This window comes from Micromonospora sp. NBC_01405, assembly GCF_045040155.1.
Lineage (GTDB): Bacteria > Actinomycetota > Actinomycetes > Mycobacteriales > Micromonosporaceae > Micromonospora.
In genome coordinates this window covers 6,774,569-6,797,143 of sequence record NZ_CP109532.1, presented here as the reverse complement: position 1 = coordinate 6,797,143, position 22,575 = coordinate 6,774,569, and the positions used below count along the sequence as shown (strand labels likewise).

16 protein-coding genes are annotated in these 22,575 nt (G+C 71.1%); 7 read left to right on the top strand and 9 right to left on the bottom strand.

Annotation, left to right across the window (positions count from 1 at the left end; translation table 11 throughout):
• Positions 1–315 precede the first annotated feature (315 nt).
• Positions 316–960, top strand: coding sequence for a CHAP domain-containing protein (locus OG559_RS29180; protein ID WP_405109756.1), 645 nt, complete (start codon positions 316–318; stop codon positions 958–960).
• A 119-nt stretch (positions 961–1,079) separates the two neighbouring features.
• Here OG559_RS29180 and OG559_RS29175 read toward each other — a convergent pair whose 3' ends face one another.
• From OG559_RS29175 to OG559_RS29150, 6 genes are read right to left on the bottom strand one after another with little or no spacing between them, the layout of a single operon-like run.
• Positions 1,080–3,227, bottom strand: a complete 2,148-nt coding sequence (locus OG559_RS29175) for an alpha-N-acetylglucosaminidase TIM-barrel domain-containing protein (protein ID WP_405109753.1) — start codon at positions 3,225–3,227, stop codon at positions 1,080–1,082.
• 2 nt (positions 3,228–3,229) lie between these two features.
• Positions 3,230–4,531: a Gfo/Idh/MocA family protein gene (locus OG559_RS29170; protein ID WP_405109750.1), complete on the bottom strand. Its 1,302-nt coding sequence runs from the start codon at positions 4,529–4,531 to the stop codon at positions 3,230–3,232.
• A 53-nt stretch (positions 4,532–4,584) separates the two neighbouring features.
• Entirely contained in the window at positions 4,585–5,445 is an 861-nt protein-coding gene (locus OG559_RS29165) for a carbohydrate ABC transporter permease (RefSeq protein ID WP_405109747.1), read from the bottom strand.
• On the bottom strand, positions 5,442–6,398 hold the full coding sequence (locus OG559_RS29160) for a carbohydrate ABC transporter permease (RefSeq protein ID WP_405109744.1): 957 nt from the start codon (positions 6,396–6,398) through the stop codon (positions 5,442–5,444). The genes OG559_RS29165 and OG559_RS29160 overlap by 4 nt, the downstream gene beginning before the upstream one ends.
• Positions 6,395–7,771: an ABC transporter substrate-binding protein gene (locus OG559_RS29155; protein WP_405109741.1), complete on the bottom strand. Its 1,377-nt coding sequence runs from the start codon at positions 7,769–7,771 to the stop codon at positions 6,395–6,397. The genes OG559_RS29160 and OG559_RS29155 overlap by 4 nt, the downstream gene beginning before the upstream one ends.
• 34 nt (positions 7,772–7,805) lie before the next feature.
• Positions 7,806–9,143, bottom strand: coding sequence for an alkaline phosphatase family protein (locus tag OG559_RS29150; protein ID WP_405109738.1), 1,338 nt, complete (start codon positions 9,141–9,143; stop codon positions 7,806–7,808).
• Between the two features lie 133 nt (positions 9,144–9,276).
• On the opposite strand from OG559_RS29150, the gene OG559_RS29145 reads away from it, so the two are divergent.
• Positions 9,277–10,263, top strand: coding sequence for an Lrp/AsnC family transcriptional regulator (locus tag OG559_RS29145; RefSeq protein ID WP_405109735.1), 987 nt, complete (start codon positions 9,277–9,279; stop codon positions 10,261–10,263).
• 109 nt (positions 10,264–10,372) lie between these two features.
• On the opposite strand, the gene OG559_RS29140 is transcribed toward OG559_RS29145, so the two are convergent.
• Entirely contained in the window at positions 10,373–13,213 is a 2,841-nt protein-coding gene (locus OG559_RS29140) for a M48 family metalloprotease (RefSeq protein WP_405109732.1), read from the bottom strand.
• A gap of 393 nt (positions 13,214–13,606) precedes the next feature.
• On the opposite strand from OG559_RS29140, the gene OG559_RS29135 reads away from it, so the two are divergent.
• Both OG559_RS29135 and fxsT read left to right on the top strand, forming a co-directional pair.
• Positions 13,607–14,053, top strand: a complete 447-nt coding sequence (locus tag OG559_RS29135; RefSeq protein ID WP_405109729.1) for a hypothetical protein — start codon at positions 13,607–13,609, stop codon at positions 14,051–14,053.
• Between the two features lie 74 nt (positions 14,054–14,127).
• Entirely contained in the window at positions 14,128–16,176 is a 2,049-nt protein-coding gene (gene fxsT, locus OG559_RS29130) for an FxSxx-COOH system tetratricopeptide repeat protein (RefSeq protein ID WP_405109726.1), read from the top strand.
• 96 nt (positions 16,177–16,272) lie between these two features.
• Here the strand turns inward: fxsT and arsB are convergent, their stop codons facing one another.
• On the bottom strand, positions 16,273–17,361 hold the full coding sequence (gene arsB / locus OG559_RS29125; protein WP_405109723.1) for an ACR3 family arsenite efflux transporter: 1,089 nt from the start codon (positions 17,359–17,361) through the stop codon (positions 16,273–16,275).
• 88 nt (positions 17,362–17,449) lie between these two features.
• Entirely contained in the window at positions 17,450–17,827 is a 378-nt protein-coding gene (locus OG559_RS29120) for an ArsR/SmtB family transcription factor (protein WP_405109720.1), read from the bottom strand.
• Between the two features lie 140 nt (positions 17,828–17,967).
• Here OG559_RS29120 and OG559_RS29115 point away from each other — a divergent pair, with 140 nt between their 5' ends.
• The 3 genes from OG559_RS29115 to OG559_RS29105 all read left to right on the top strand — a co-directional run bounded on the left by OG559_RS29115 (position 17,968) and on the right by OG559_RS29105 (position 22,552).
• Positions 17,968–18,465, top strand: coding sequence for a GNAT family N-acetyltransferase (locus tag OG559_RS29115; RefSeq protein WP_405109717.1), 498 nt, complete (start codon positions 17,968–17,970; stop codon positions 18,463–18,465).
• A 71-nt stretch (positions 18,466–18,536) separates the two neighbouring features.
• Positions 18,537–19,949, top strand: a complete 1,413-nt coding sequence (locus tag OG559_RS29110; protein WP_405109714.1) for an FAD-dependent oxidoreductase — start codon at positions 18,537–18,539, stop codon at positions 19,947–19,949.
• A gap of 383 nt (positions 19,950–20,332) precedes the next feature.
• The gene (locus OG559_RS29105) at positions 20,333–22,552 is read left to right on the top strand and encodes a proprotein convertase P-domain-containing protein (protein WP_405109711.1); all 2,220 of its coding nucleotides are present in this window, start codon (positions 20,333–20,335) and stop codon (positions 22,550–22,552) included.
• Positions 22,553–22,575: the final 23 nt, after the last annotated feature.

Here is a 22,575-nt window from a genome sequence, read left to right as displayed (position 1 = left end):
TCCGAGCGATCCGAGATCGTTCCGAACAGATCGGGACACGGCAGGACGTCCTGTGATGAGGCTGGCCGTCATCGTTCGAGGCTGTCTGGCTCTGTTCCGAATCACTTCCGAACGGCGGTTCTGATGCTAGAAAGGCAGCGCATCCGTTGTGTGGCCGAGCGGGTCGGGATCGCGCATTCGTATCGACGGCGACCCGGTGCGTCTGGTCGAGGCGCATGTCGTCGAGCGCAGATCGCTGACCGCACGCCGCAGCAGAGGCTGCGGCCCATCCCTGGAGGACCGATGAACATCGTGAGAAGGACCGTCACCACGGCTGTGGCTGTGACAGCCGCCGGCGCGGGCGTGATCATTCCGGCGACCGCCGCCCACGCCGCCGACACCAACCTGGGCATCGACGTCGGCAACATCGCGTACAACCAGCTCTACTCGGACAACGCCGAGGTGCTGGAACGCTTGTCCGAGAAGGGCGCGAACTGCAACTTCTACACCGGCTTCTGGGCCGACCCGAACAACGACCGGTACGACAACAACCCGGCCTCCACCTGTGGGAACTCCAGCAAGGGGTACGAGTACCGGGACGGGACGAAGTCCTGGGTGACGGTCAACTGGCGCGCCCGCGCGTGGTGCGCCGACTTCGCGAAGTTCGCCTTCTACTGGGGCACCGCGAAGTACACGGGCCTCAACGCGCTCGCCTCTAGCTTCAAGACCTACGGTGTGAACAACGGCACCTGGCACTCGAAGGGCAGCTACATCCCGCGCAAGGGCGACGCGGTGGTGTACGACTGGGAGGGCGACGGGGTCATCGACCACGTCGGCATCGTCACGTCGTTCTACGAGACCAACACCGACGGCACCTTCAACTCCATCGAAGGTAACCGCTCCAACAAGGTGCAGCACTTCCTCGGCACGTCGAACAAGGCGGCAGCCGTCGTCGGTTTCACCTCGCCGGTGCCGAAGTAGACAACGGAAGGGCACGCTCGTCCGGTGGCGGAGGCGCTGTTGCGATCAGGCGCCGAGCCCGCCGGGCGAGCGTGCCCTTGTCCGACCCAGCCCTACGCCGGGTTCAGGGGCCGTCTGGGTCAGTGTCCGAGCCGGTCGAGGATCCGGGCCGCCACGTCGAGGGTGTTCCCCTCCGGGCCGGCGAGGTAGCCCCCGATCGCCCCCCGCCAGGACTCCTCGTGCTCGACGACGCGGGCCCGCAGGACGCCGACGTCCGGCTCCACCCCCGCCGCCGTGGCCCGGGCCAACCAGTCCGCCCACAACTCCCAACGGGGCAGGTAGTAGTCCCGGATGAGGCCGGCCCAGTGCCGTCCGGAGTAGTCGTGCAGCCCACTCGACTGGTGTCCCCAGACGGAGATGAGACTGCGGGCGTCCCGCTCCATGACGTCGGCCTCGGCCGGCGAACCGCCCCACGCGCGGGCGTCGGCGATCCACTGGCCGACCCGCGACTCGGCGCGCGTGCCGGCGAGCTCGTCGAGGTCGAGCAGTTCCGTCCGGAACCGGGCGAAGTGGCTGAGGACGCCGTCTGCGTCGCGCTCGGCGAAGGCCGTCACGATGCCGCGGATATGGACCCGGCACCCTTGCGCCACCACGTGGCCGACCAGATCGACGACGTCCCGCTCGACCTGACCCCGAACCCCCGCTTCCGTCGCCCGGCCGAGCAGCAACCGCGCGGCCTCGGCGATCCGCGGCAGGCCGCCGAGCACCATCGGGTCGTTCTCGGCGTCGATGTTCGCCGACTGCCGCTGCGGCTCCTCGGTCTGCGCAACGAACTCGCCGGCGAGGCGCTGGGCGGCGAACGGCGTCTCGGCCGACCACGGCCGGGCGATGACCGGCGACGGGATGGATCGGGTACGTCCAGGCCCGTAGAGCGTGGCGGCCAGGATCTGCCAGGCGGAGGCGAAGTCGTCGTGCCCGGCCGCGTAGCGCTGCCGTGCGAACGAGCGCAGCCAGTCCTCCAGCTGCGGAACGTCCCAGGCGAGGTCGGTGGCCAGCTCGTAGAAGACCGTGTTGTTCTCGATCGCCTCCGGCGCGAGCCCGATGCCCACAAGCCGGGACGGCCGCGCACGCCTCAGCTCGTCGACGTCGCGGCGCAGACCGCTCAGGTCGCCGAAGAGGGCGAAGCGACCGCCGAAGTTGTGGATCGCACACCAGACCCAGCGCCGCTCGAACATGTCGTCGCGACGCCACATGGGGGCGTGCTCGCCCCACAGGTCGAGCAGGACGAGCCGCTCCTCCGGTACGCCGGAGAGGAACGCGCGCACGCGCTCCGGCCGCCAGAAGTCGCGCTGGTAGTGGAACGGCCAGCCCTGGAGCACCCAGGTCGCCTCCGGGTCGCCGTCCGTCATCGCCTGGTAGACCGCCCGGCCGACCGCCGCCAGGTAGCCGGGCTCGCCCGACGGGGGCACCGACTCGATGAACGGGTCGACGGCGTAGTGGTGGTCGGTGCCGAACAGGTCCCGCTGGATGCTCAGGAACTCCGCGGTCAACGACGCGAACCGCTCGCTGTCGGGACCGAGGATCGGGGTGAGCCAGCCCTGCCACTCGATCTCACCGGCCGAAGCATCGGCGAGCTCCGGAGGCACGTGCCCCCCGAACATCGGCAGGACCGGCGTCATGCCCAGCGAGCGTTGCCGATCGAGGATCCGCCGCGCCAGCTCGACGTGACGGCTGATCCAGTCCGCCGGCAGCGGCCCACCGAACGAGTTGGTGTTACCCATCCACGTCCACGGGAAGTGCGCCGCGCTGCCGATCCACTCGTCGATCCGGGCCGTGTCGAGCCCGGCGCGCCGGAACATCTCGGCCAGCACCGCCTCGTGGCCTACCTGCATGAGCGGGTGGGTGACGCCGTGCAGCGCCATCCAGTCGATCTCCTGCTCCCAGCGGTCCCAGTCCCAGTACGCCGCCGAGTAGCCGTAGGTCACGGCGTTGAGGTAGTAGCGGACCGGGAACGGGCTGGAAAGTCGGGTCGCGGGTGCCTCCGGCCACGGCTGCGGCCGGGGGTCGAGCCGTGGCTGTTCCCAGGTCACCTGGCGGCCGGCGTGCGCCTTGAGGTACTGCGAGAACGCGGACGCCGCGGCGACGGCGTCCGAGCCGCGCAGGGTGAGGACGCCGTCGCGGCACTCGTACCCGGCGACGGCGGCGTCCTCGCCGGCGGGAACCCTCTCCACCCGCACGTTGTCGGCGGTGCCGGCGACGCGAGCCACGAGAGCGCGGACCTCGTCCACCGTCACAGCTCCTCGAGGGTGTGGTTCAGCCGCGACCGCTCGGCGGCGAAGGCGACGAAGTGGCTCTCCACGCTCTCCTCCAACGAGCTCGGCGCCGCCTCGACATCCTCACCGGCCAGCGCGCGCCGGACGCGCTCGGTGAAGTCCTTCATCAGCCCGGCGTCTCCGCCCCCGTGTCCGGTGAATGCCTCGGTGACGTCGTTGACGCCCCCGGGATCAACGGCGTCGACCTGGAACGTCTCGTCGGTCGGGTGGGCCTCCAGGCTGGGCGGCGTCTCGACGAAGGGCGTCAGGTCGATGCGGCCCGTGCGCATGTCCGCGGTGATCTGGCCATGGCTGCCCATCAACGTGATCGTCCGGGTGTTCCACGCGGTGAAGGCCGAGACCACCAGTGACGCCGTGACACCGTTGCCGAACCGCAGCGCCGCCGTCTGATGGTCGACGACGTCGTTGTCCATCCGGTAGACGCACCGCCCGTAGTCGGTCATCCGCAGGGCCTGTCGTCGGCCGGCCACGCTCGTGTCGTTCGTGACGACCGTGACGGGCGGCCCGTTGACGGCGGCGAGCTGGTCGACATACAGGCGTTCGGCGTTGTAGGGACAGGTGTCGGCGACCGCGCAGCCGTCGACGCAGCGCTCGGTCGACCCCTTCGGCGCGTGCTCAACCCGGAAGTGGCGGCGTTCGCCGAATGAGGCGACCGCCGTGCACGGCGACCCGACCAGCCACCGGAGGATGTCGATGTCGTGACACGCCTTTGCCAGCAGCATCGGGCTCGACTGGTCGGCACGGTGCCAGTTGCCGCGTACGTAACTGTGCGCGAAGTGCCAGTACGCGATGTTCTCGATGTGCGAGATGCCCTGTAGTTCGCCGATCCGGCCCTCGTCGAGCAGGCGGCGCAGGGTGCCGAAGAACGGGGTGTAGCGCAGCACGTGGGCGACGGTCACCGTGCCGGGGCTGTCGCGGGCCGCGGCCGTCAGCCTGTTCAGCTCCTCGGGCGTCGGCGCGATGGGCTTCTCGAGCAGGACGTGGTGGCCCAGTTCGAGAGCGCGGAGGGTGGGATCGACGTGATCACGGTCTGGGGTCGCGACGATGACGGCGTCCCACGGCCCACGCGCCGAGAGGGCCTGCGGCCAGTCGGTGAACCGGTGGGCAGCCGGGATGGCATGCGCGTCACCCAGACGGTCGCGGCGCTCCGCGTCGGGTTCGGCGACCGCGACGACCCGAGCGGCCTCGGGGTGCTCCAGGCACCACGTGGCGTATGCGTGGGCGCCGCGTCCTCCCGCGCCGAGTACGAGCAGTCGCACTGGACCCGATCCCGGTGTCACAGGGCCTGTCACGTCGATCATCCTTTCGGTGTTCACTTGTCCGCCCCCGCCGTCAGGCCGGCGACCATGTAGCGCTGGGCGAGGAAGAAGATGGCGATGACGGGCACGGTCACCGCGATGGAGCCGGCCAGCAGCACGGTCACCGGCACCTGGAAGTCGGTGAGCTGGGCGAGACCGAGCGGAGCCGTCCATCGTGACCGGTCCTGGACGAGGAACAGCAACGCGTAGAAGTACTCGTTCCAGGCGATCATGAAGACGTAGATGGCGGTCGCCACGACGCCGGGCAGCGCGATCGGCAGCACGACCTTGCGCAGCATCGTCGGCAACGAGCACCCGTCGAGCAGCGCCGCCTCCTCGACGCTCTCCGGCAGGGCGAGGAAGTAGTTGCGCATCATGTACAGCGCGACGGGGACGGTGGCGGCGACGTAGACGACGAGCAGCCCGACGAGCGACCGGGAGAGTCCCAACCGGCTCAGGATGACGAACTTCGGCACCGCGAGCACGATGCCCGGGAACAGGTAGACGGCGAGGATGATCCCGCTCGTGAAGCGGCGGCCCCGGTACCGCAGGCGCGCGACGGCGTACGCCCCGAAGATGCACGCGACGATCGACACCACGACGGTGGCAAGGGCGACCATGAGGGAGTTGAGCACGAACCGGCCGAGCCCGAAGCCGCCCGCCGACTCGTCCTTCATCGCCGTGACGTAGCTGGACAGGTCGATCTCGCCGAGACCGGGGACGATGTCGAGAGGCTCCAGCAGCACCGCGGAGTACGGGCGCAGCGAGAGCAGCACCCCGTAGAGCACGGGCCCCACCGCGCAGACGAGCGCGACGGCGATGAGCGTCCACCGCAGGATGTTGACCGGGCGCGAGGGCCGCATAGCTGAACTCACAACGCCTCCTTCCGCCGGGAGAGCAGGACGTAGCCGGCCAGCAGCACGCAGAGAACCAGCGACATCAACAGTCCGTAGGCGGCGGCGCTGCCGATGTCGGACCGGGTGACCAGTTCGGTGTAGACCTTGATCGCCATGACCTGGGTGCCGCCGGCGCCCTCGGTCAACAGGTAGACGTCGTTGAAGTTCTGGAACGACCAGATGAACCGGATCAGCAGCAACAGCAGGAGCACCCCCCGCAACTGGGGGAGGATGATGTGGCGCAGGTTCTGCCACCGGGAGGCTCCGTCCAGCGCCGAGGCCTCCTCGATCCCGCCCGGCACGTTCTGCAGCCGTGCGGTGACGAAGAGGAAGGCGAGCGGGAACGACTTCCAGATCTCGAAGGCGATGACGACGAGCAGCGACACCGGTACGGGCACGCCCGCCACGTCGGCCGAGGTGGTGCTGAGGAAGCCGACGGGATTCTGCCAGCCGAGGTATTCCTGACCGATCGCGTTGATGATGCCGTACTGCGGGTTGAGCATCGTTCGCCAGATCATGGCCGCCGCGACGACCGGCAGCACGTACGGGATCAGCAGCAACGCGCGGACGATGCCCTGGCCGCGGAAGGGCCGGCGCAGGGCGAGGGCGAGGACGAGGCCGACGCCGATGGACCCGATCGTGGTCAGGGTCGCGTAGACGACGGTGGTCCAGAGCGCCCCCCAGAACGCCTCCGACCGCCAGGCGTCGACGATGTTGTCGAACGTCCACTCGATGGTGGACGGCGACAACCTGGGGATGTCGATCAGTCTCGTGTCGGAGAACCCGAATACGAGGACCAGGAGGAAGGGGAGCAGGACGACCAGGGCGATCAGCAGCAGAGTCGGGCCGGTGAGCAGCTGGCCGTTCAGGTTCTCCCGCTGGGAGCGGCTGAGCCGCTCCCAGCGGGAAGACCGACGTGTGGACGTGCTCACAGGTCGGCCTGGACCTTCTTGACCTCCTCGGCCATCCCCTTCGTCACCTTTGCGGGCGACTCCCCGCCGTAGAGACGCTCAAGGAACTGCGCGAGCACGTTCTCCGCGGTGACCGCCCCGGCCAGGGGCGAGTCCTTCGTGCCCATGCCCCACAGGCTCACGGCGTTGACGCCGTCGCGGATCTGGGTGACCATCTCCGGGCCGTACAGCTCGGCGACGGAGCTCTTGGCCTCCGGCCCGATGCCGAGCTTGCCCCACGCGTCGAGGTAGGCGTTCGGGTCGGCCTTGGTGCCGTTGCGCAGCGGGATCCGGCCCTCGGTCGCCGAGGCGAGCGTGTCCGAGTAGCCCTCCTCCATCATGAACTTGATGAATTCCTTCGCCCCGGCCGTGTTGGCGCCCTCGGGGATGCCGTAGCCGAGCGTGGCGCCGTACTGCGCCGGGTGGTTCCGGTCGAGCACGGTGATGAACCCGGAGTTCTTCGAGAGGAACGCCGGGTCGGCCTTGCACTGCGGGCACGTCGGCGGGTTGGCCTTGTCCAGGCCGGCGAGCTCGTCGAGGATGTGGGTCGAGAAGAGCAGCATCGAGGCCTTGCCGGCGAGGTACGCCGCCCGCGCGCTGGTCACGTCGAAGTCACCCTGCACGCTCGAGTCGCGCAGGACCTTGAACTGCTCAGCCGCCCGGGTGCACTCGGGCGAGTCGATCTTGACGTTGCCGTCCTGCACGAGCTGGCAGCCCGCGCTCTGGAACATGGAGTAGATGCCCTCGGTGCCGGACGGGGTGCCGGCCTGGGTACCCAGGGCGATGCCGCTCACCCCGGTCGCCTTCATCGTGGTGGCGGCCTTCGCCACCTCCTCGAGGCTGGCGGGCACCTTGACGTTGGCGGTCTGGAGGAGGTCCTTGCGGTACACCAGGAGGTGCACCCAACCGTCGCTCGGCACGGCGCCGACCTTGCCGTCCAGGCTGAACGCCTTCAGGGCGTTCGCGTTGAACGTGTCGGCGCCGAGCTCCTCGACGACCTCCTCGGCGGCCTTCGTGTTCAGCAGCCCCTGGGACCGCCAGGCGGCCGTCGTCGTGGCGCCGTGCAACATCACGTCCGGTACGTCACCGGAGGCGGCACCGGTCGCCAGGGACTGCTTCTGGTCGGTCTCGCTGAGCGGGACGACCTTCACGGCGATGCCGGTCTTCTCGGTGAACCGGGCCGCGACCTTCTCCTGCGCGGCGACCCGCTGCGGGGTCGTCTGCGGGGTCCAGAAGGTGATCTCTTTGGCCTTCTCCGCCTCCGACTCGCCCGATCCGCCGCAGGCGGCGAGGGTGGTGAGCGCGGTCACGGCGGCGATCGCCGCCGCGAACCGGCGCTTGGTCAGGTGGGTCATGTCGTGCCTTTCCTTGATGTGCGTGTGGTGACGATCAGGACCGCTCGATGGCCTTGCGCATGACGCGCCCCTGTGAGGTGGCCGGCGGCTGCACGCCGAGCAGTGCGCTGATGGTGGCGGCCACGTCGACCAGGCCGACGTTGCGCAGCGGGACGCCGCGACGGATCCCGGCGCCGGAGAGCACCATCGGGACCTGCGACTCCGGCAGCGCGCCGTGCGAGGCGCGCGGGGCGCCGTCGGTGAGCGTGGACAGGTGGTACGGCTCGACCGGCTCCACGACGAGGTCACCGAGCTTGTCGCTGGCGTTCATCCGGCGCAGGTCCCGCTCGTCATGGACGGCCGCGATCCCCGGGATGCCCTTAATGATCTTGGCAATGTGGCGCGCGTTCTTCGCGGTGTCCGCCCGGCCGCTCAGGGTGATGTCGGCGGTACGCGGGGAGGCCACGATGACGATCTCGCTGGTCGGGTCCGGTACGCCGCCCGAGGAGGAGATGACCTGGACCTTGAGGCCCGTCACGGACAGCCGGTCGAGCACCTCGGGCAGCAGCGGAATGGTCCACTCCCGGGCGCCGTGGTCGGCGGTGACGATGAAGGCCGTCCGGTCCAGGATGCCGGCCTCGCGGGCGGCGTCGCGGACCCGCCCGATCTGGGCGTCCACCCGGGCCAGGGCGGCCGGCAGGTCGGGGTCGGAGAATCCGTCGTCGTGCAGCGCGCCGTCGACGTCGTCGCAGTAGACGGTGATCAGGTCCGGGATCGCGGCCGGGTCGACCATCGTGCCGCCGGAGTTGACGGGCTCGCCACGCAGCAGCGCGATCGCCTGGTCGGCGCGGGTCTCGCAGTTTCCGCCCGGCTGGGTGTACAGCGCGGCGGGGTCACCGTACGTGGCGCCGTAGTTCTGCACCGCGTACCACTGGAGGTAGGCCGAGGTGCGGTCCTGCCGCTTCAGCGAGTGGGCGATCGTCTCGACGCCGGGCTCGATGTACCGTTCCTGCGAGACGCCCTTGTTGGTTTCCTGGTTGTAGTAGTAGCCGGTGTTGCGGTGCACGGCGGGGTACGCGCCGGTCGCCGTCGTCGTCCGGGACGAGTTGGAATACGACGAGTACGACCCGTCTGCGACGCCGTGGGCGCCATTCGCGATCAGTGCCCGGATGTTGGGCAGTTCCGCCAGGTCGGCGTAGCGCCCCTCAAGGAAACGGGGGTCGAACCCGTCGAAGTCGAACATGATCACGTGCTGCGCGGGCCGCGTCTGGCTCTTCGCCGTGTCGGACGACGCCGACGCCGTACCCGCCGGCAGCACAGCCGCCGCGAGCAGTGCAACCGTACCCGCCGCGACACCTCTGGCCGCGTTCGAGCGCCTGATCGGATGCGCCACCTTCTGCCTCCCTCAACCCTTGGTAGCCGTGGACGAGAGTCTGCCGGAGGCACGAGGCAGATTGTCAAGATCGTGGTGTGAGATGCAAGATTCCGGTATGAAGAACCGCTCAGGTGACGGGATAGACGGATCCTTGGACGAACTCGACCGCCGGATCGTCGGCGCGCTGCTCGCTCACCCGCGGGCCACCCACGCGCAGATCGGCGAGGCGGTGTTCACCTCGGAGGCGACCGTGTCCCGGCGGATCCCGCGGCTTCTGCGCAGCGGGGCGGTCCGGGTCATCGGCGTCATGGACGGCGAGGCGACCCGCCGGGCGCGATCGCTGTTCGTCCGGCTGCGCTGCCGTCCGGACGCCGCCAGCCGTTCGGCCGAGCACCTGGCCCGGTGGGAGGAATGCGGATCGGTCAAGCTGCTCACCGGCAGCGTGGACTGCCTGGCCGAGGTCTCCTACACCTCCAACGAGCACCTGCTCCAGCTCATGTTCAAGCAGCTGCCAGGCCTGGACGGCGTCCTCGCCGTCTGGAGCAACCAGGTGATCCGCAGGTTCGCCACACCACACAACTGGAGCCCGAGCCTGCTGCCGGCGGAGGTGGTCGACAGGCTGCGGGCGCAACGGACGGATCGATGGGACGAACAATCGCTCGTCGAGGCGCCGCAGCGGCTCAGCCCGCTCGACGAGATGATCGTCGCCAGCCTCGCCAAGGACGGCCGCCAGGGTTGGCAGCAGATGGCCGAGCGGTGCGGCGCGAGCCCTGCCACCGTACGACGGCGGGCCGAGGCGATGATGGCGGCCGGATTCCTGCGCATGCGGACGGTTGTCGAGCCCAGCGTGGTCGGGCTCACGGTGAACGCGTTCATCTTCCTCAGCATCAACCCCACCCAGCTCGGGCAGGCCGGTGAACTGCTCGCCGCGCACCCCGCCGTCCTCATGATCGCCGCGACGACCGGGGACCGGAACCTGTGCGGCGAGGTCGCGCTGGAGAACGACGCCGCGCTCTACGAGTTCCTGTCCGGCACCATTGGCCAGCTGCCCGGCCTGCAACACGCGGACATCGCCGTTGCCCTACGTTCCGTCAAGCGGGCGGGGATGGTCCTGCCGCTCATGCCGAGCCCTCGTTGACCGGACGCCAGGACGGTCCGCGCGTCAACCGGCTCAGGGCCCGGTGCCCGTGGTCGGCCGACAGCCGCGAGCCGTTGCGCGACGGCGTCTTCCGGCCTGGCGGACCCGCTCAGCGGAAGATCGCCTTCCCCATCTCGGGCACGTCCCGCCCGAGCGACAACAGCTGTCGGATCGCCGTGAGGTACCCGTCCCGGTCCCGGTGCCCGATGGCGAGGTCACAGGCGCCGCCCGCCTGCCCCGCCCTGGTCAGCAGGGCATTCCAGGCAGCCTGGCCCTGCGGGTCGGGATGGCGGAAGTACCGGCGGGCGCCGGCGACCCGTTCGGAGAGTTCGACGCAGCGGGGCCGCACCTCGGTGTCGATGAACGGCCAGTCGGTCAGTGCCCGGTCCGACCCGTCGGCGATGAGCTGATCGAGCCGCCGCAGCACGTCCAGCACGCCGGTCAGGACCTCGTCGGCCCGCTCGTTCCCGCCGAGCGCCCGCCAGGCGTGCACCTGCGCCGCCCGCACCGTGGGTGAGGTGGCCTGCGCACTGAGCACGGGAGCCAGCGCGGCGGAGGCGGTGGGCGTCGAGGCAGGTGACCGGAGGTCGGCCACGGTCACGGCGGCGGTCAACGCCGTCATCAACAAACACGGCGCCACCACCAATGCCCGGCGCGGTGCCAGCCGGCTGGGGTGGACCGGGGCGGGGGAGTCGTCCCCGGCCCGCCGGGCGACCGCGGCACGGGCGCGGAACCGGCGGAGCGTCCTTCCTGCCAGCGTGCCGAGGGCGGCGACCGCGACGGCGAGGAACACGCCCAGGCCCAACGTCGTCGGGGCAAGCAACGTCAACAACGACCAGCCGCCCAGGGGATCGGGCCGGCACGACGACGACGCCAGGATCGTGAGCGGACGGACGCAACCGTCGACCGAGGCCAGCGCGGCGGTGGTGACCAGCCCGGCCAGCCCGGTGGCGCCCGCCACGACCAGGGCCTGGATCAGCGGGCAGCGGTCCGCCAACGCGGCGGTGACCCCGGCCGCCAGCCACATGACACCGATGACGACGACCATGAGCCACGTCACGTAGGCGACGAGGTGGGTCTGTTCCCGACCGGCGATCACCGGCGACCACACCCGCAGGGCGGCGGTTGCCGCCACCGCCGCCACCGTGGCACAGAGCGCGCCGATCCCGGCGGCGGACAGGACCGGCCGCGGCCGGGTGGGGCCGGTGGCGCGGGGGAGCCAGGCCAGGAACGGGAGGACCCAGAGTGCCCCGGTGGTCCAGAGCAGCTCCGGGCTCCTGCTCAGGGCCAGCAGCACCGGTAGTCCGGGAGCGGAGGCCAGCAGCGGTCCCTCGTACCCGTGGCCGCCGGTCATGCTCTGCTCGTGTGCGTCGACGAGATCGCCGCTGAAGGACAGGAGACCGCCCGCGAGGATGGTGCCCTGGGCCTCCCACCATCGCCACCACAGGGCCAGCACGAAACAGCTCACGCCGAGACCCACCAGCAGCGGCCAGCGTCGTCGCGCACCCGTCGTCCCGGCGGCCGAGACCTGGGCGTACTCCGCCGTCCACCAGACGGCCGCGAGCCCCGCGAGCACGGGCAGCACCAGGAAGACGGGCTGCTCGGGGAGCAGGTCCCAGACGCTGCCGGTGCGACCGACCGCCAGCTCACCCACGATCAGGCCGACCCCCAGCCAGCAGCCGGCCGGTAGCCCGGACGGTGCCGGGCCGGTGGTGAGCGCCGCGTGGGTCACGGCCGGCCAGAGCAGCAGCCCGGTGGTCGTGGTGACCAGGACCGCGACGACCACCGCCACGGCCCAGCTCTCCCAGCTGCCGGTGACCCCCAGCAGGGACAGCAGCGCCGGCATCATGGTGGCGGCGATCGTCGCCGTCGCGCCGGTCAGGAAGAAGGGCAGCGCCCGTGGCGTGAACAACGCCCCCGGATCGGCCAATGACCTGAGCCGCTGCTCCCAGCTCGGATGGGTGTGCCAGAGCGAGGCCCCGGCGGCCACCAGCCGCCTCGTGGCGAACCGGGGGGAGGCGGCCCGTTCTGTCACCTCCGGCCCGGCGGCGGCCTCCCAGAGCCGTACGTCCGCGCCCCAGCGCCGGGCCGTGCGGTCGGCGTGGAACTCACGGGTACGCAGGATGTCCGCGCGCGCCAGGTAGACCAGGACGATCGTGACGGCCAGCATCGCCACGTGGTGCGCCACCCGGGACTGTTCCCGCGTCGCCATGTACGAGCCGGCCGTGTCAGGCAGGCTCACGGCCGCGATGTACGCCAGATCGAGGGGGACGACCACCCCCAGCAGGATCCGCCACAGCGAGACGGTCGCGTAGGTGATGTCGACGTCGCGGTTGTGCAGGTGCGCCAACTCGTGCAACACCACCGCCCGGAAGCCCTCGGGCTCACGGTGGCGCTGGGCGACCAGGCCACCGTCCAGGCAGACGGTGTAGCGGCGCAGCCGGCCGAAGACCACAGCGCCGGTGGTCGGCACGGCGGGCGCGATGACGAAGCGGGGTGGGCGGCGCAACCCGGCCACGGCAACCAACTCGGCCAGGGTGGCCGTCAGCCCGCCGTCGCCGTCGACCTGCTCGACCGGCACGACCCGGCCCCGCCGCCCCTTCCACATCGGCAGCACCCAGTACAGCACCGCCGCGCAGACCACCAGCAACAGCAGCGCCGCAGGATTCCACCACCACGCCAGGGCCGGCACGAAGCGGTCCACACAGGTCTCGAACGCGGACTGTTGGTCGACCGTCCGCAAGCTCACGTCGAGGTCGCTCAGGCCCGGATCGCCTCCGGCCGCGAGCCCGCAGCCGACCCGTACGCCGTTCGGGTCGGTGCGCGCCTTGATGAGGTTGACCGTGATGACCGCGGCGGTCCCCACGAAGAGGACGATCAACAGGACGAACCGCGGGAGGGTACCCGCGTTCGACAGCCGCTGGTGCGCGGGCGGGGGCTCCGCTGGCATCGCCCGGTCCGGGGGCGCCGACATCGTGGGGCTACCGCCCGCCGGCCTGGTCGACCGACCCCGACGGGGCGTCGCCAGCCAGGGACAGCCGGCCACCGGCCGGGCGGCCCGTGCCGAGCCGTTCGTCCGCGCGTCGCGCTACCGGCTCCATTTCCGACCCCCGTGGTGTCGCCGTCACCTGCCGCCGCTGATCCTATTGATTGGCGTCGAGGAAGAACACCGGCGTTTCCGTGCCGAGGACGACGAGCTCGCCGGTCAGGGTCCCGCCGGATCGCGGTCCGGCGGGACGCTCACGCCTCACTTCCGTCCGTCCGTCCGCCTCGGGCGGCAGGCACGCGCGCTCTTGTTGGGCGATGACAGAATCGGCTGGTGTCGTGAATGGAGGGTGTTGCGGTGACCGGTGTCGAATTGATCGCGGCAGCGTTGGCGGCGGGGGCGGGCGCGGGGACCAGTGCGGTGGCGGTGGACGTCTACACGGGGTTGCGTGACGCGCTGCGGCGCCGACTGACAGGCCGCCGTGCCGCAGAGCAGCTCCTGGAGGCAGCCGAGACCGATCCGGGGGTGTGGGAGAGACGGATCGGTGCGGAACTGGCCGATTCCGGTGCCGACCGGGACGAGAAGGTCCTGACCGCCGCCAGCCGGCTTCTCGATCTGGTGGATCCGGAGGGCTGCCGGGCCGGCAGGTACACGGTGGATCTGCGTGGGACGCAGGGTGCGCAGCTCGGTGACGGCACCGTACGTGTGGACACCGCCTACGGGCCGACCGCAGGCATCATGACCGGCCCGGTCAGTGTCAGCTACGGGCAGTTGCCGGTCCCCCCGGCCGGGCCGGGGGCGTAGTAGGGTCGACCGCCCCCGGCACCGGCCCCACCGACCCCGTCGCAGCGGTACATCTCCACACCACCTACGGTCCGGTGGGCCAGTTTCACGCCCCGGTGACGGTCAACACCGGTCGAGTGGTGCGGTGGCCACACCGCGTCGGGGTGATCCCGACGGTGGCCGACGCCTACCAGCACCGACGGCGCACCATCGAGCTGGAGCAGGCCACCGCAGAGGGCGGGACAGCGGTGCTGTCCGGGCTGGGTGGGGTGGGCAAGACCCAGCTGGCTGCCGCCGCCGCCCACCATGCGTGGTCGCGGCAACGGGTTGATCTGCTGGTATGGGTCACTGCCGCCACCCGGCAGGGCGTTGTCGCCACGTACGCCCAGGGCGCGTACGGAGTCCTCGACACCGCCGACGAGGAGGGTGAACAGGCCGCGACCCGGTTCCTGGCGTGGCTGGCGACGACCGATCGGCGCTGGCTGATCGTGCTCGACGACCTGCAGGCCCCCGCCGACCTCATCGGTCTGTGGCCGCCCGCCATGCCCACCGGCACGGTGCTGGTGACCACCCGCCGCCGCGATGCCGCTCTCGCCGGCGGCAAGCGCCGGCTGCTCGACGTCGACGTGTTCACCCCTGGCGAAGCGACCGCGTACCTACGGCACAAACTGCCGCACGAGCCCGCCGATCAACTCCACCAACTCGCCGCCGACCTCGGCCACCTTCCGTTGGCGCTGGCCCAGGCCACCGCCTACCTCACCGACCGAGGGCTGGACTGCGCCGGGTACCGAGCTCGGCTGGCCGACCGGCAACGCGCGCTCGCCCACCTGCTGCCCGAGCCCGAGGCGCTGCCCGACGAGCACCGCGCGACGGTCGCGGCGACATGGTGGTTGTCGATCATCGCCGCCGACCGGCTCCAGCCACGGGGACTGGCCCGGCCCCTGTTGGAGCTGGCCGCGATGTTGGACCCCAACGGGATTCCTGTCGGCCTGTTCACCACCTCGGCGATCACCGACCACCTCAGCGGCCTCGACCGCGGCACCGGCGCTGAGCCAGTAGCCCAGGAGGCCGTCACCGACGCCCTGCACAACCTGCACCGACTCAGCCTCGTCACGTACGGCGCCAGCCAGCTCCAGATCCACGCCCTCGTCCAACGCGCCACCCGCGACCAACTCACCCCGGACCAACTCGACACCGCCGCCCGGATCGCCGCCGACGCGTTGCTGGAGTTCTGGCCGGCCCCGGAACGGGACACCCCGGCCGGCAGCCAGGTCCTGCGCGCGAACACCGCAGCACTGTACGAGCACCCCCGCCACGCCCTGCTCGATCTCCACTGCCACGCCGTGCTGTTCCGGGCTGGACGCAGTCTCGGCGACACCGGCCAGCCCGCCGCCGCCGTGGCCTACTTCACCGATCTGCACACCGACTGCCTGCGAGTGCTCGGCCCAGACCACCCGGACACCCTGACCGCCCTTCACCAGGTCGCCCAGTGGCGGGGTGAGGCCGGTGACCCGGCCGGCGCGGTCGAAGCCTTCACGCGGGTGCTGGCCGAGCAGCTCCGAGTGTTGGGCCCCGACCACCCCGACACGCTGACCACCCGCAACAACCTGGCCTACAGTCAGGGCCGGGCCGGTGACCCGGCCGGCGCGGTCGAAGCCTTCGCACGGGTGCTGGCCGATCGGTTGCGGGTCATGGGTCCCGACCACCCCGACACCCTCTTCACCCGCAACAATCTGGCCTACTGGCGGGGTGCGGCCGGCGACCCGGCCGGCGCGGTGGAAGCCCTCCGGCAGGTGCTGGCCGACCGGTCGCGGGTGCTGGGCCCCGACCACCGACATACGCTGAGCACCAGCAGCAACCTGGCCTACTGGCGGGGTGCGGCCGGCGACCCGGCGGGCGCGGTGGAAGCCCTCCGGGAGGTGCTGGCCGCCTACCTTCGAGTGTTCGGCCCCGACCACCCACACACCCTGACCACCCGGCGCAACCTGGCCCACTGGCGGAGCGAGGCCGGTGACCGCGCCGGGGCCGTCGAGGCGACCGAGCACGTGCTCGCCGACCAGCTTCGTGTGCTCGGCCCCCGGCACCCCGACACTCTTGCCTCCCGACGGAAACTCGCCCGGTGGCGAGACGACGATGAGGGCTGACCAGGAACAACCCCCGGCGCTGGCCGCTACGCGGTGGGGCGCAGCCCGGCGAGGAGCTTCTCCACCCGGGTGCGGATCAGCCCCGGTCCGGGCAGGTCACGGCCGGGACGCCGGGGCGGCGGTGAAGAACCGTCGGCGTGCCCACAGGGAGACGTAGACCAGGCCGACGAGGACGGGTACCTCGATGAGCGGGCCGACGACGCCGGCGAGGGCCTGACCGGAGGCGACGCCGAAGGTGCCGATGGCCACGGCGATGGCGAGTTCGAAGTTGTTGCCGGCCGCGGTGAACGCCAGGGTGGTGGTGCGCTCGTAGCTCAGGCCGATGGACCGGCCGAGCAGGTAGGAGCCGGCCCACATGAGGGCGAAGTAGACCAGCAGCGGCAGGGCGATGCGGACGACGTCCAGCGGCCGGTTGGTGATGGCGTCGCCCTGCAGTGCGAACAGGATCACGATGGTGAACAGCAGGCCGTAGAGGGCGGTGGGGCCGATCCTGGGCAGGAAGCGGGACTCGTACCAGTCGCGGCCCTTGGCGCGCTCGCCGAGGCGGCGGGTGAGGTACCCGGCGAGCAGCGGGATGCCGAGGAAGATGAGCACGTTGCGGGCGATGTCCCAGCCGGAGACGTTCAGTCCGGCGCCGGACAGGCCGAGCCAGTCGGGGAGTGCGGCCAGGTAGAACCAGCCGAGCAGCCCGAAGGCGAGGACCTGGAAGACGGAGTTGAGGGCGACCAGGACGGCGGCGGCCTCGCGGTCGCCACAGGCCAGGTCGTTCCAGATGATGACCATGGCGATGCAGCGGGCGAGGCCGACGATGATCAGGCCGGTGCGGTACTCGGGCTGGTCGGCCAGGAAGATCCAGGCGAGGGCGAACATCAGCGCGGGCCCGACGAGCCAGTTGAGGACGAGTGACGAGACCAGCAGCCGGCGGTCGCCGGTGACGGTGTCGAGGCGGTCGTAGCGGACCTTGGCCAGCACCGGGTACATCATGATCAGCAGGCCGAGGGCGATGGGCAGGGAGATTCCGCCGATCTTGACGGCGTCCAGCGCGGTGTCGAGGCCGGGGACGAGCCGGCCGAGGAGGAGGCCGGCGACCATCGCCAGGCCGATCCAGACCGGCAGGAACTGGTCGAGACGGGACAGGCGTCCGACCACCGCGGTGGTGGGATCGTCGTGGGTGGCGGTGCTCACGGGCACTCCCGTCGGGATTCGTCGTTGAGGTGCGTCCGGTGGCTCTTGCCGGACCGGCTCGGAGGACGGCCCTCCGACAGGGCGCGGCCTACCCCACCGGGGCCGGTTCGACGGTGAGCAGCGTGGCGAGCTGCCGCAGGATGGCCGGCCGGGCCCGGTAGTACACCCACGTGCCGCGCCGCTCGGCGTCGACCAGGCCGGCCTCGCGCAGCGTCTTGAGGTGATGCGAGATGGTCGGTCCGCTCAGGTCGAACGCGGGGGTCAGCTCGCAGACGCAGGCCTCCCCGCCCTCGGCCGAGGCGATCATCGACATCAACTGCAACCGCACCGGGTCACCGAGCGCCTTGAACGCGGACGCGAGGACCACCGCGGTCTCCGCCGGGACCCGGCCCTGCGCCAAGGACGGGCAGCACGGCTCATCGGCGGTGAGGTCGATGGCGGGAGGCGGCGTCCCTTGCTTTGGCATTCCTCTAGGTTGACATTCATCTAATCAGCATGCAAGTCTCTGTTTCGACAGGCATCGAGACAGGCGGCGTGGAGCGGTCATGGTCGGCCGCCGACGTCGTCATGGGCCACCCCGCCCCCCAACCCGAACGGAGCCTGCTGATGGCCGACATCACCGTCCGCCCCATGGCGGCCGACGACGCCGAGCGGGTCCGGGCCATCTGCCAGGCTGGTCTCGACGACGGCGACGCCAGCTTCGAAACCACCGCACCCACCTGGGCGGCGTTCGACGCGAGCAGGCTTTCCGACCACCGCCTGGTAGCCGTAGCCGGCGACGGCACCGTCCTCGGCTGGATCGCCGTCTCGCCGACCTCGACCCGCGCCGTCTACGCCGGGGTGGTGGAACACTCCGTCTACGTCGATCCGGTCGCCCGGGGCCGAGGGGTGGCCCGGCTGCTGCTGGACGCGCTGATCGGCTCGACCGAGACCGCCGGCATCTGGACCATCCAGTCCGGTGTCTTCCCCGAGAACGTCGCCAGCCTCGCCCTCCACGAGCGGGCCGGATTCCGGGTCGTCGGCGTCCGCGAACGGGTGGGCCGCCACCACGGTCGGTGGCGCGACGTCGTCCTGCTCGAACGCCGCAGCCCAGTCATCAACTGAACCTTGTCTCCACGGCGGGGCACCTGCCTGCCTCCTTGATTCGACAGTTCTCAACACAGAGGAGTTGCCTGATGAGCGCCACGGACAACCTGCCCGTCGTGGTGATCGGCGCCGGCCCGGCCGGGCTGGCCGCCGCCGCGCACCTGCACGAGCGCGGCCTGCCCTTCACCGTCGTCGAGGCTGGCGACACGCCGGGGGCGGCGGTGCGACAGTGGGGGCACGTCCGCGTGTTCTCCCCGTGGCGGTACAACATCGACCCCGCCGCACGCCGACTCCTCGACGACGCAGGCTGGGTCGCCCCCGCCCCCGACGCCCTGCCCACCGGCGCCGAGCTGGTCAGCGACTACCTCCAGCCCCTCGCGGAGGTGCCGGGCCTCAAGCCGCACCTGCGCTACGGCGCCCGGGTCGAGGCGATCTCCCGCCTCGGCCTGGACCGGCTGCGCACCGCCGGCCGCGACACCACCCCGTTCCTGATCCGCCTCGCCGACGGCGACGAGATGCTCGCCCGGGCGGTCATCGACGCCTCCGGCACCTGGCGCACCCCGAACGTCGTCGGCGCCTCCGGCCTGCCCGCCCGTGGCGAGAGCGCAGCCGCCGCGTTCCTGGAGCACGCCCTGCCGGACGTCCTCGGCGCGGACCGCGACCGGTTCGTCGGCCGGCACACCCTCGTCGTCGGCGCGGGTCACTCCGCCGCCAACACCCTGCTGTCCCTCGCGGTGCTGGCCGCTGACCGGCCGGGCACCGAGGTGACCTGGGCGATCCGCACCGCCTCGCCGGCGCGCACCTACGGCGGCGGTGGCGCCGACGCCCTGCCCGCGCGCGGCGCCCTCGGCGCACGGCTGCGCGAGCACGTCGACGCCGGCCGGATCCGGCTGCTCACCGGCTTCTCCGTGCACGCCATCACCCCCACCGAGGACCGCGTCTCGGTGGTCGTCCGGCACGCCGACGGCAGCGAGGATGCCGTCACCGTGGACCGGATCGTCGCCGCCACCGGCTTCCGCCCCGACCACTCCATCGCCACCGAACTGCGCCTGGACCTGGACCCGGTCATGGGCGCCACCCGCGCACTCGCACCGCTGATCGACCCGAACGAGCACTCCTGCGGCACCGTCCCCCCGCACGGCGTGGACGAGTTGTCCCACCCCGAGGCCGGCTACCACGCGGTCGGTGCGAAGAGCTACGGGCGGGCGCCGACGTTCCTCATGGCCACCGGCTACGAGCAGGTCCGCTCCGTCGTCGCCGCGCTGGCCGGGGACTGGGACGCCGCCCGGGACGTCCAGCTCGACCTGCCCGAGACCGGCGTGTGCAACAGCAACCCCGCCGACTCCACCGGCGACGACTGCTGCGGACCGACCCCCGCCGCCGAGCCCGCCGGGCGGGGCCTGGCCACCGGCATCTCCGGCGGCCTCCTGGCCGCGCCGCCGAGCCTGGTCACCCTCGACGCCGCCCCCACCGGCCGGACCGGCGGCTGCTGCTCCGACTGATGCCCGCCACCAACAGCGGCACGGTGCCCGCCGGCCATACGGTCGGCGGGCGCCCGCCACCCGCGGCCGGAGCCTGACCCCGCAGGAGATGCGGATCGCGCGGCTGCCGCGTAACGGCTCGGCAATCATGCCATTGTCGAAGGTCTATTATTTCCCTGCGACAATGACGGCACGCCCATTCCGGATACGCGGCACGCCCGGCGCGCACTCCAATCGACCGTAGTGGATGCGAATAGTCGGAGGACAGCGTACGGCAATGCGAGTCCGAATCACATATCTAAACATCCATGCCTCCTGGCCCTAGCATCTGTGTCAGGCAGATGCAGAGTCGTCGGTCGATGTGTCACAAGCGCGTCGGTCGGCGATCAGAAGGAGGCTGGAAGATGACAGGTTCGTCTCGGCGCCGTTGGCGTCTTGGACTGGCGGCCACCGCGGCCACCACCGTGGTGGCCTTCGGGACACCGGCGATGGCGGCGCCGGCGGAGGGGGAGATCCTCCATGCGGGCGGTGCCACCGCCGTCGCCGACTCGTACATCGTGGTCTTCAAGGACACCATGGTGACCCGTTCCCTGGTCATCGACAGTGCCAAGGACCTCGCCGCCCGGCACGGCGGCACGGTGGCCCGGACGTACCAGAACACTGTGCGTGGTTTCGAGGCGCGACTGTCGGCACAACAGGCCCGTCGACTCGCCGCCGACCCGGCGGTCAAGTACGTCGAGCAGAACCGCACCGTGTCGATCGCGGGCACCCAGACGCCCACCCCGTCCTGGGGCCTGGACCGTATCGACCAGCGCGTCCTCCCGCTGAACAACACCTTCACCTACCCGAACAACGGCGCGGGTGTGCGGGCGTACATCATCGACACCGGCATCCGGTTCACCCACAGCGACCTGGGCGGCCGGGCGGTCACCGGGTTCGACGCCATCGACGGCGGCAGCGCCGACGACGGCAACGGGCACGGTACGCACGTGGCCGGCACCGTCGGCGGCACCGCCCACGGGGTGGCCAAGGGTGTCAGCCTGGTCGGGGTGCGGGTGCTGGACAACGCGGGTAGCGGCACCTACGCCCAGGTCATCTCGGGCATCGACTGGGTGACCGCGGACCACGACCCGGGCGAACTGGCGGTGGCGAACATGAGCCTCGGCGGTCCCCTCGACCAGGCGTTGAACGACGCGGTCACCGCCTCGATCGCCGACGGCGTCAGCTACGGCGTCGCGGCCGGCAACGAGACCACCGACGGGTGCACCAAGTCGCCGGCCAGCACCCCGACCGCGATCACCGTCGGCGCCACCACCTCCACCGACGCCAAGGCGAGCTACTCCAACTACGGCACCTGCCTGGACATCTTCGCCCCCGGGTCGTCGATCACCTCGGCCTGGAACACCAGCGACACCGCGACCAACACGATCAGCGGCACGTCGATGGCGGCCCCGCACGTGACCGGCGCCGCCGCGCTGGTGCTCGCCGCCAACCCGTCGTACACCCCGCAGCAGGTACGCGACAAGCTGTACAACGACGCCACCAGCGACGTGGTGACCGGCGGTGGCACCGGCTCGCCGAACAAGCTGCTCTACACCGGCAACATCATTCCGCCGACCCAGGACTTCAGCATCGCGGTCGCGCCGGCCGCCGGGGCGGTCAACCCGGGTGGCTCGCTCACCGCGACGGTCAGCACGACCACGACGATCGGCAGCCCGCAGACGGTGGCCCTGACCGCGTCCGGCCTGCCCGCCGGCGTGACCGCGAGTTTCAGCCCGTCATCGGTCACCTCGGGTGGCTCGGCGACCCTGACGCTCAGCACCGCCGGCACGGCCGTGCCGGGCACCTACTCCGTGACGATCAGGGGCACCGGCCCGGAGACCACCCAGAGCACCTCGTACGCGCTGACGGTCAACGGTCCGCCGGGCTGCTCGCAGACCAACGGCACGGACGTGTCGATCTCGGACAACAGCACGGTGGAGAGCTCGATCACCATCTCCGGCTGCGCCGGCACCGCCTCGGCGGCCGGCACGGTCGCGGTGGACATCGTGCACACGTACATCGGTGACCTGGTGGTGAGCCTGGTCGCGCCGGACGGCTCGGTCTACACCCTGCACAACCGGACCGGGAGCTCGACCGACAACATCAACCAGACCTACCCGGTCAACCTCTCCGGCGAGACCAGCAACGGCACCTGGCGGCTGCGGGTGCAGGACGCGGCCTCCGGGGACGTCGGCTACCTCAACAGCTGGACGCTCAAGCTCGACGGCGCCGTGACCCCGGGTTGCAACGGCACGAACGGCACGGACGTCACGATCTCGGACAACAGCACGGTGAACAGCACCATCGCGATTGCCGGCTGCGCCGGCAACGGCAGCGCGACGAGCACGGTCGCGGTGGACATCGTGCACACGTTCATCGGTGACCTGGTGGTGAGCCTGGTCGCGCCGGACGGCTCGGTCTACGCCCTGCACAACCGGACCGGTGGCTCGGCCGACAACATCAACCAGACGTACACGGTCAACCTCGCCAGTGAGGTCCGTGCCGGCACCTGGACGCTGCGGGTGCAGGACGCCGCCGCCGGGGACGTCGGCTACATCAACAGCTGGACGGTGGCCCTGTAACACCACGCCGACCGGTTCCCGCC

Coding starts and splice junctions, on each gene's coding strand:
- OG559_RS29110 (WP_405109714.1), top strand. CDS start 18,537: ATGAGCGCCACGGACAACCTGCCCGTCGTGGTGATCGGCGCCGGCCCG.
- OG559_RS29120 (WP_405109720.1), bottom strand. CDS start 17,827: ATGCCAAAGCAAGGGACGCCGCCTCCCGCCATCGACCTCACCGCCGAT.
- OG559_RS29115 (WP_405109717.1), top strand. CDS start 17,968: ATGGCCGACATCACCGTCCGCCCCATGGCGGCCGACGACGCCGAGCGG.
- OG559_RS29140 (WP_405109732.1), bottom strand. CDS start 13,213: ATGCCAGCGGAGCCCCCGCCCGCGCACCAGCGGCTGTCGAACGCGGGT.
- OG559_RS29105 (WP_405109711.1), top strand. CDS start 20,333: ATGACAGGTTCGTCTCGGCGCCGTTGGCGTCTTGGACTGGCGGCCACC.
- OG559_RS29155 (WP_405109741.1), bottom strand. CDS start 7,771: ATGACCCACCTGACCAAGCGCCGGTTCGCGGCGGCGATCGCCGCCGTG.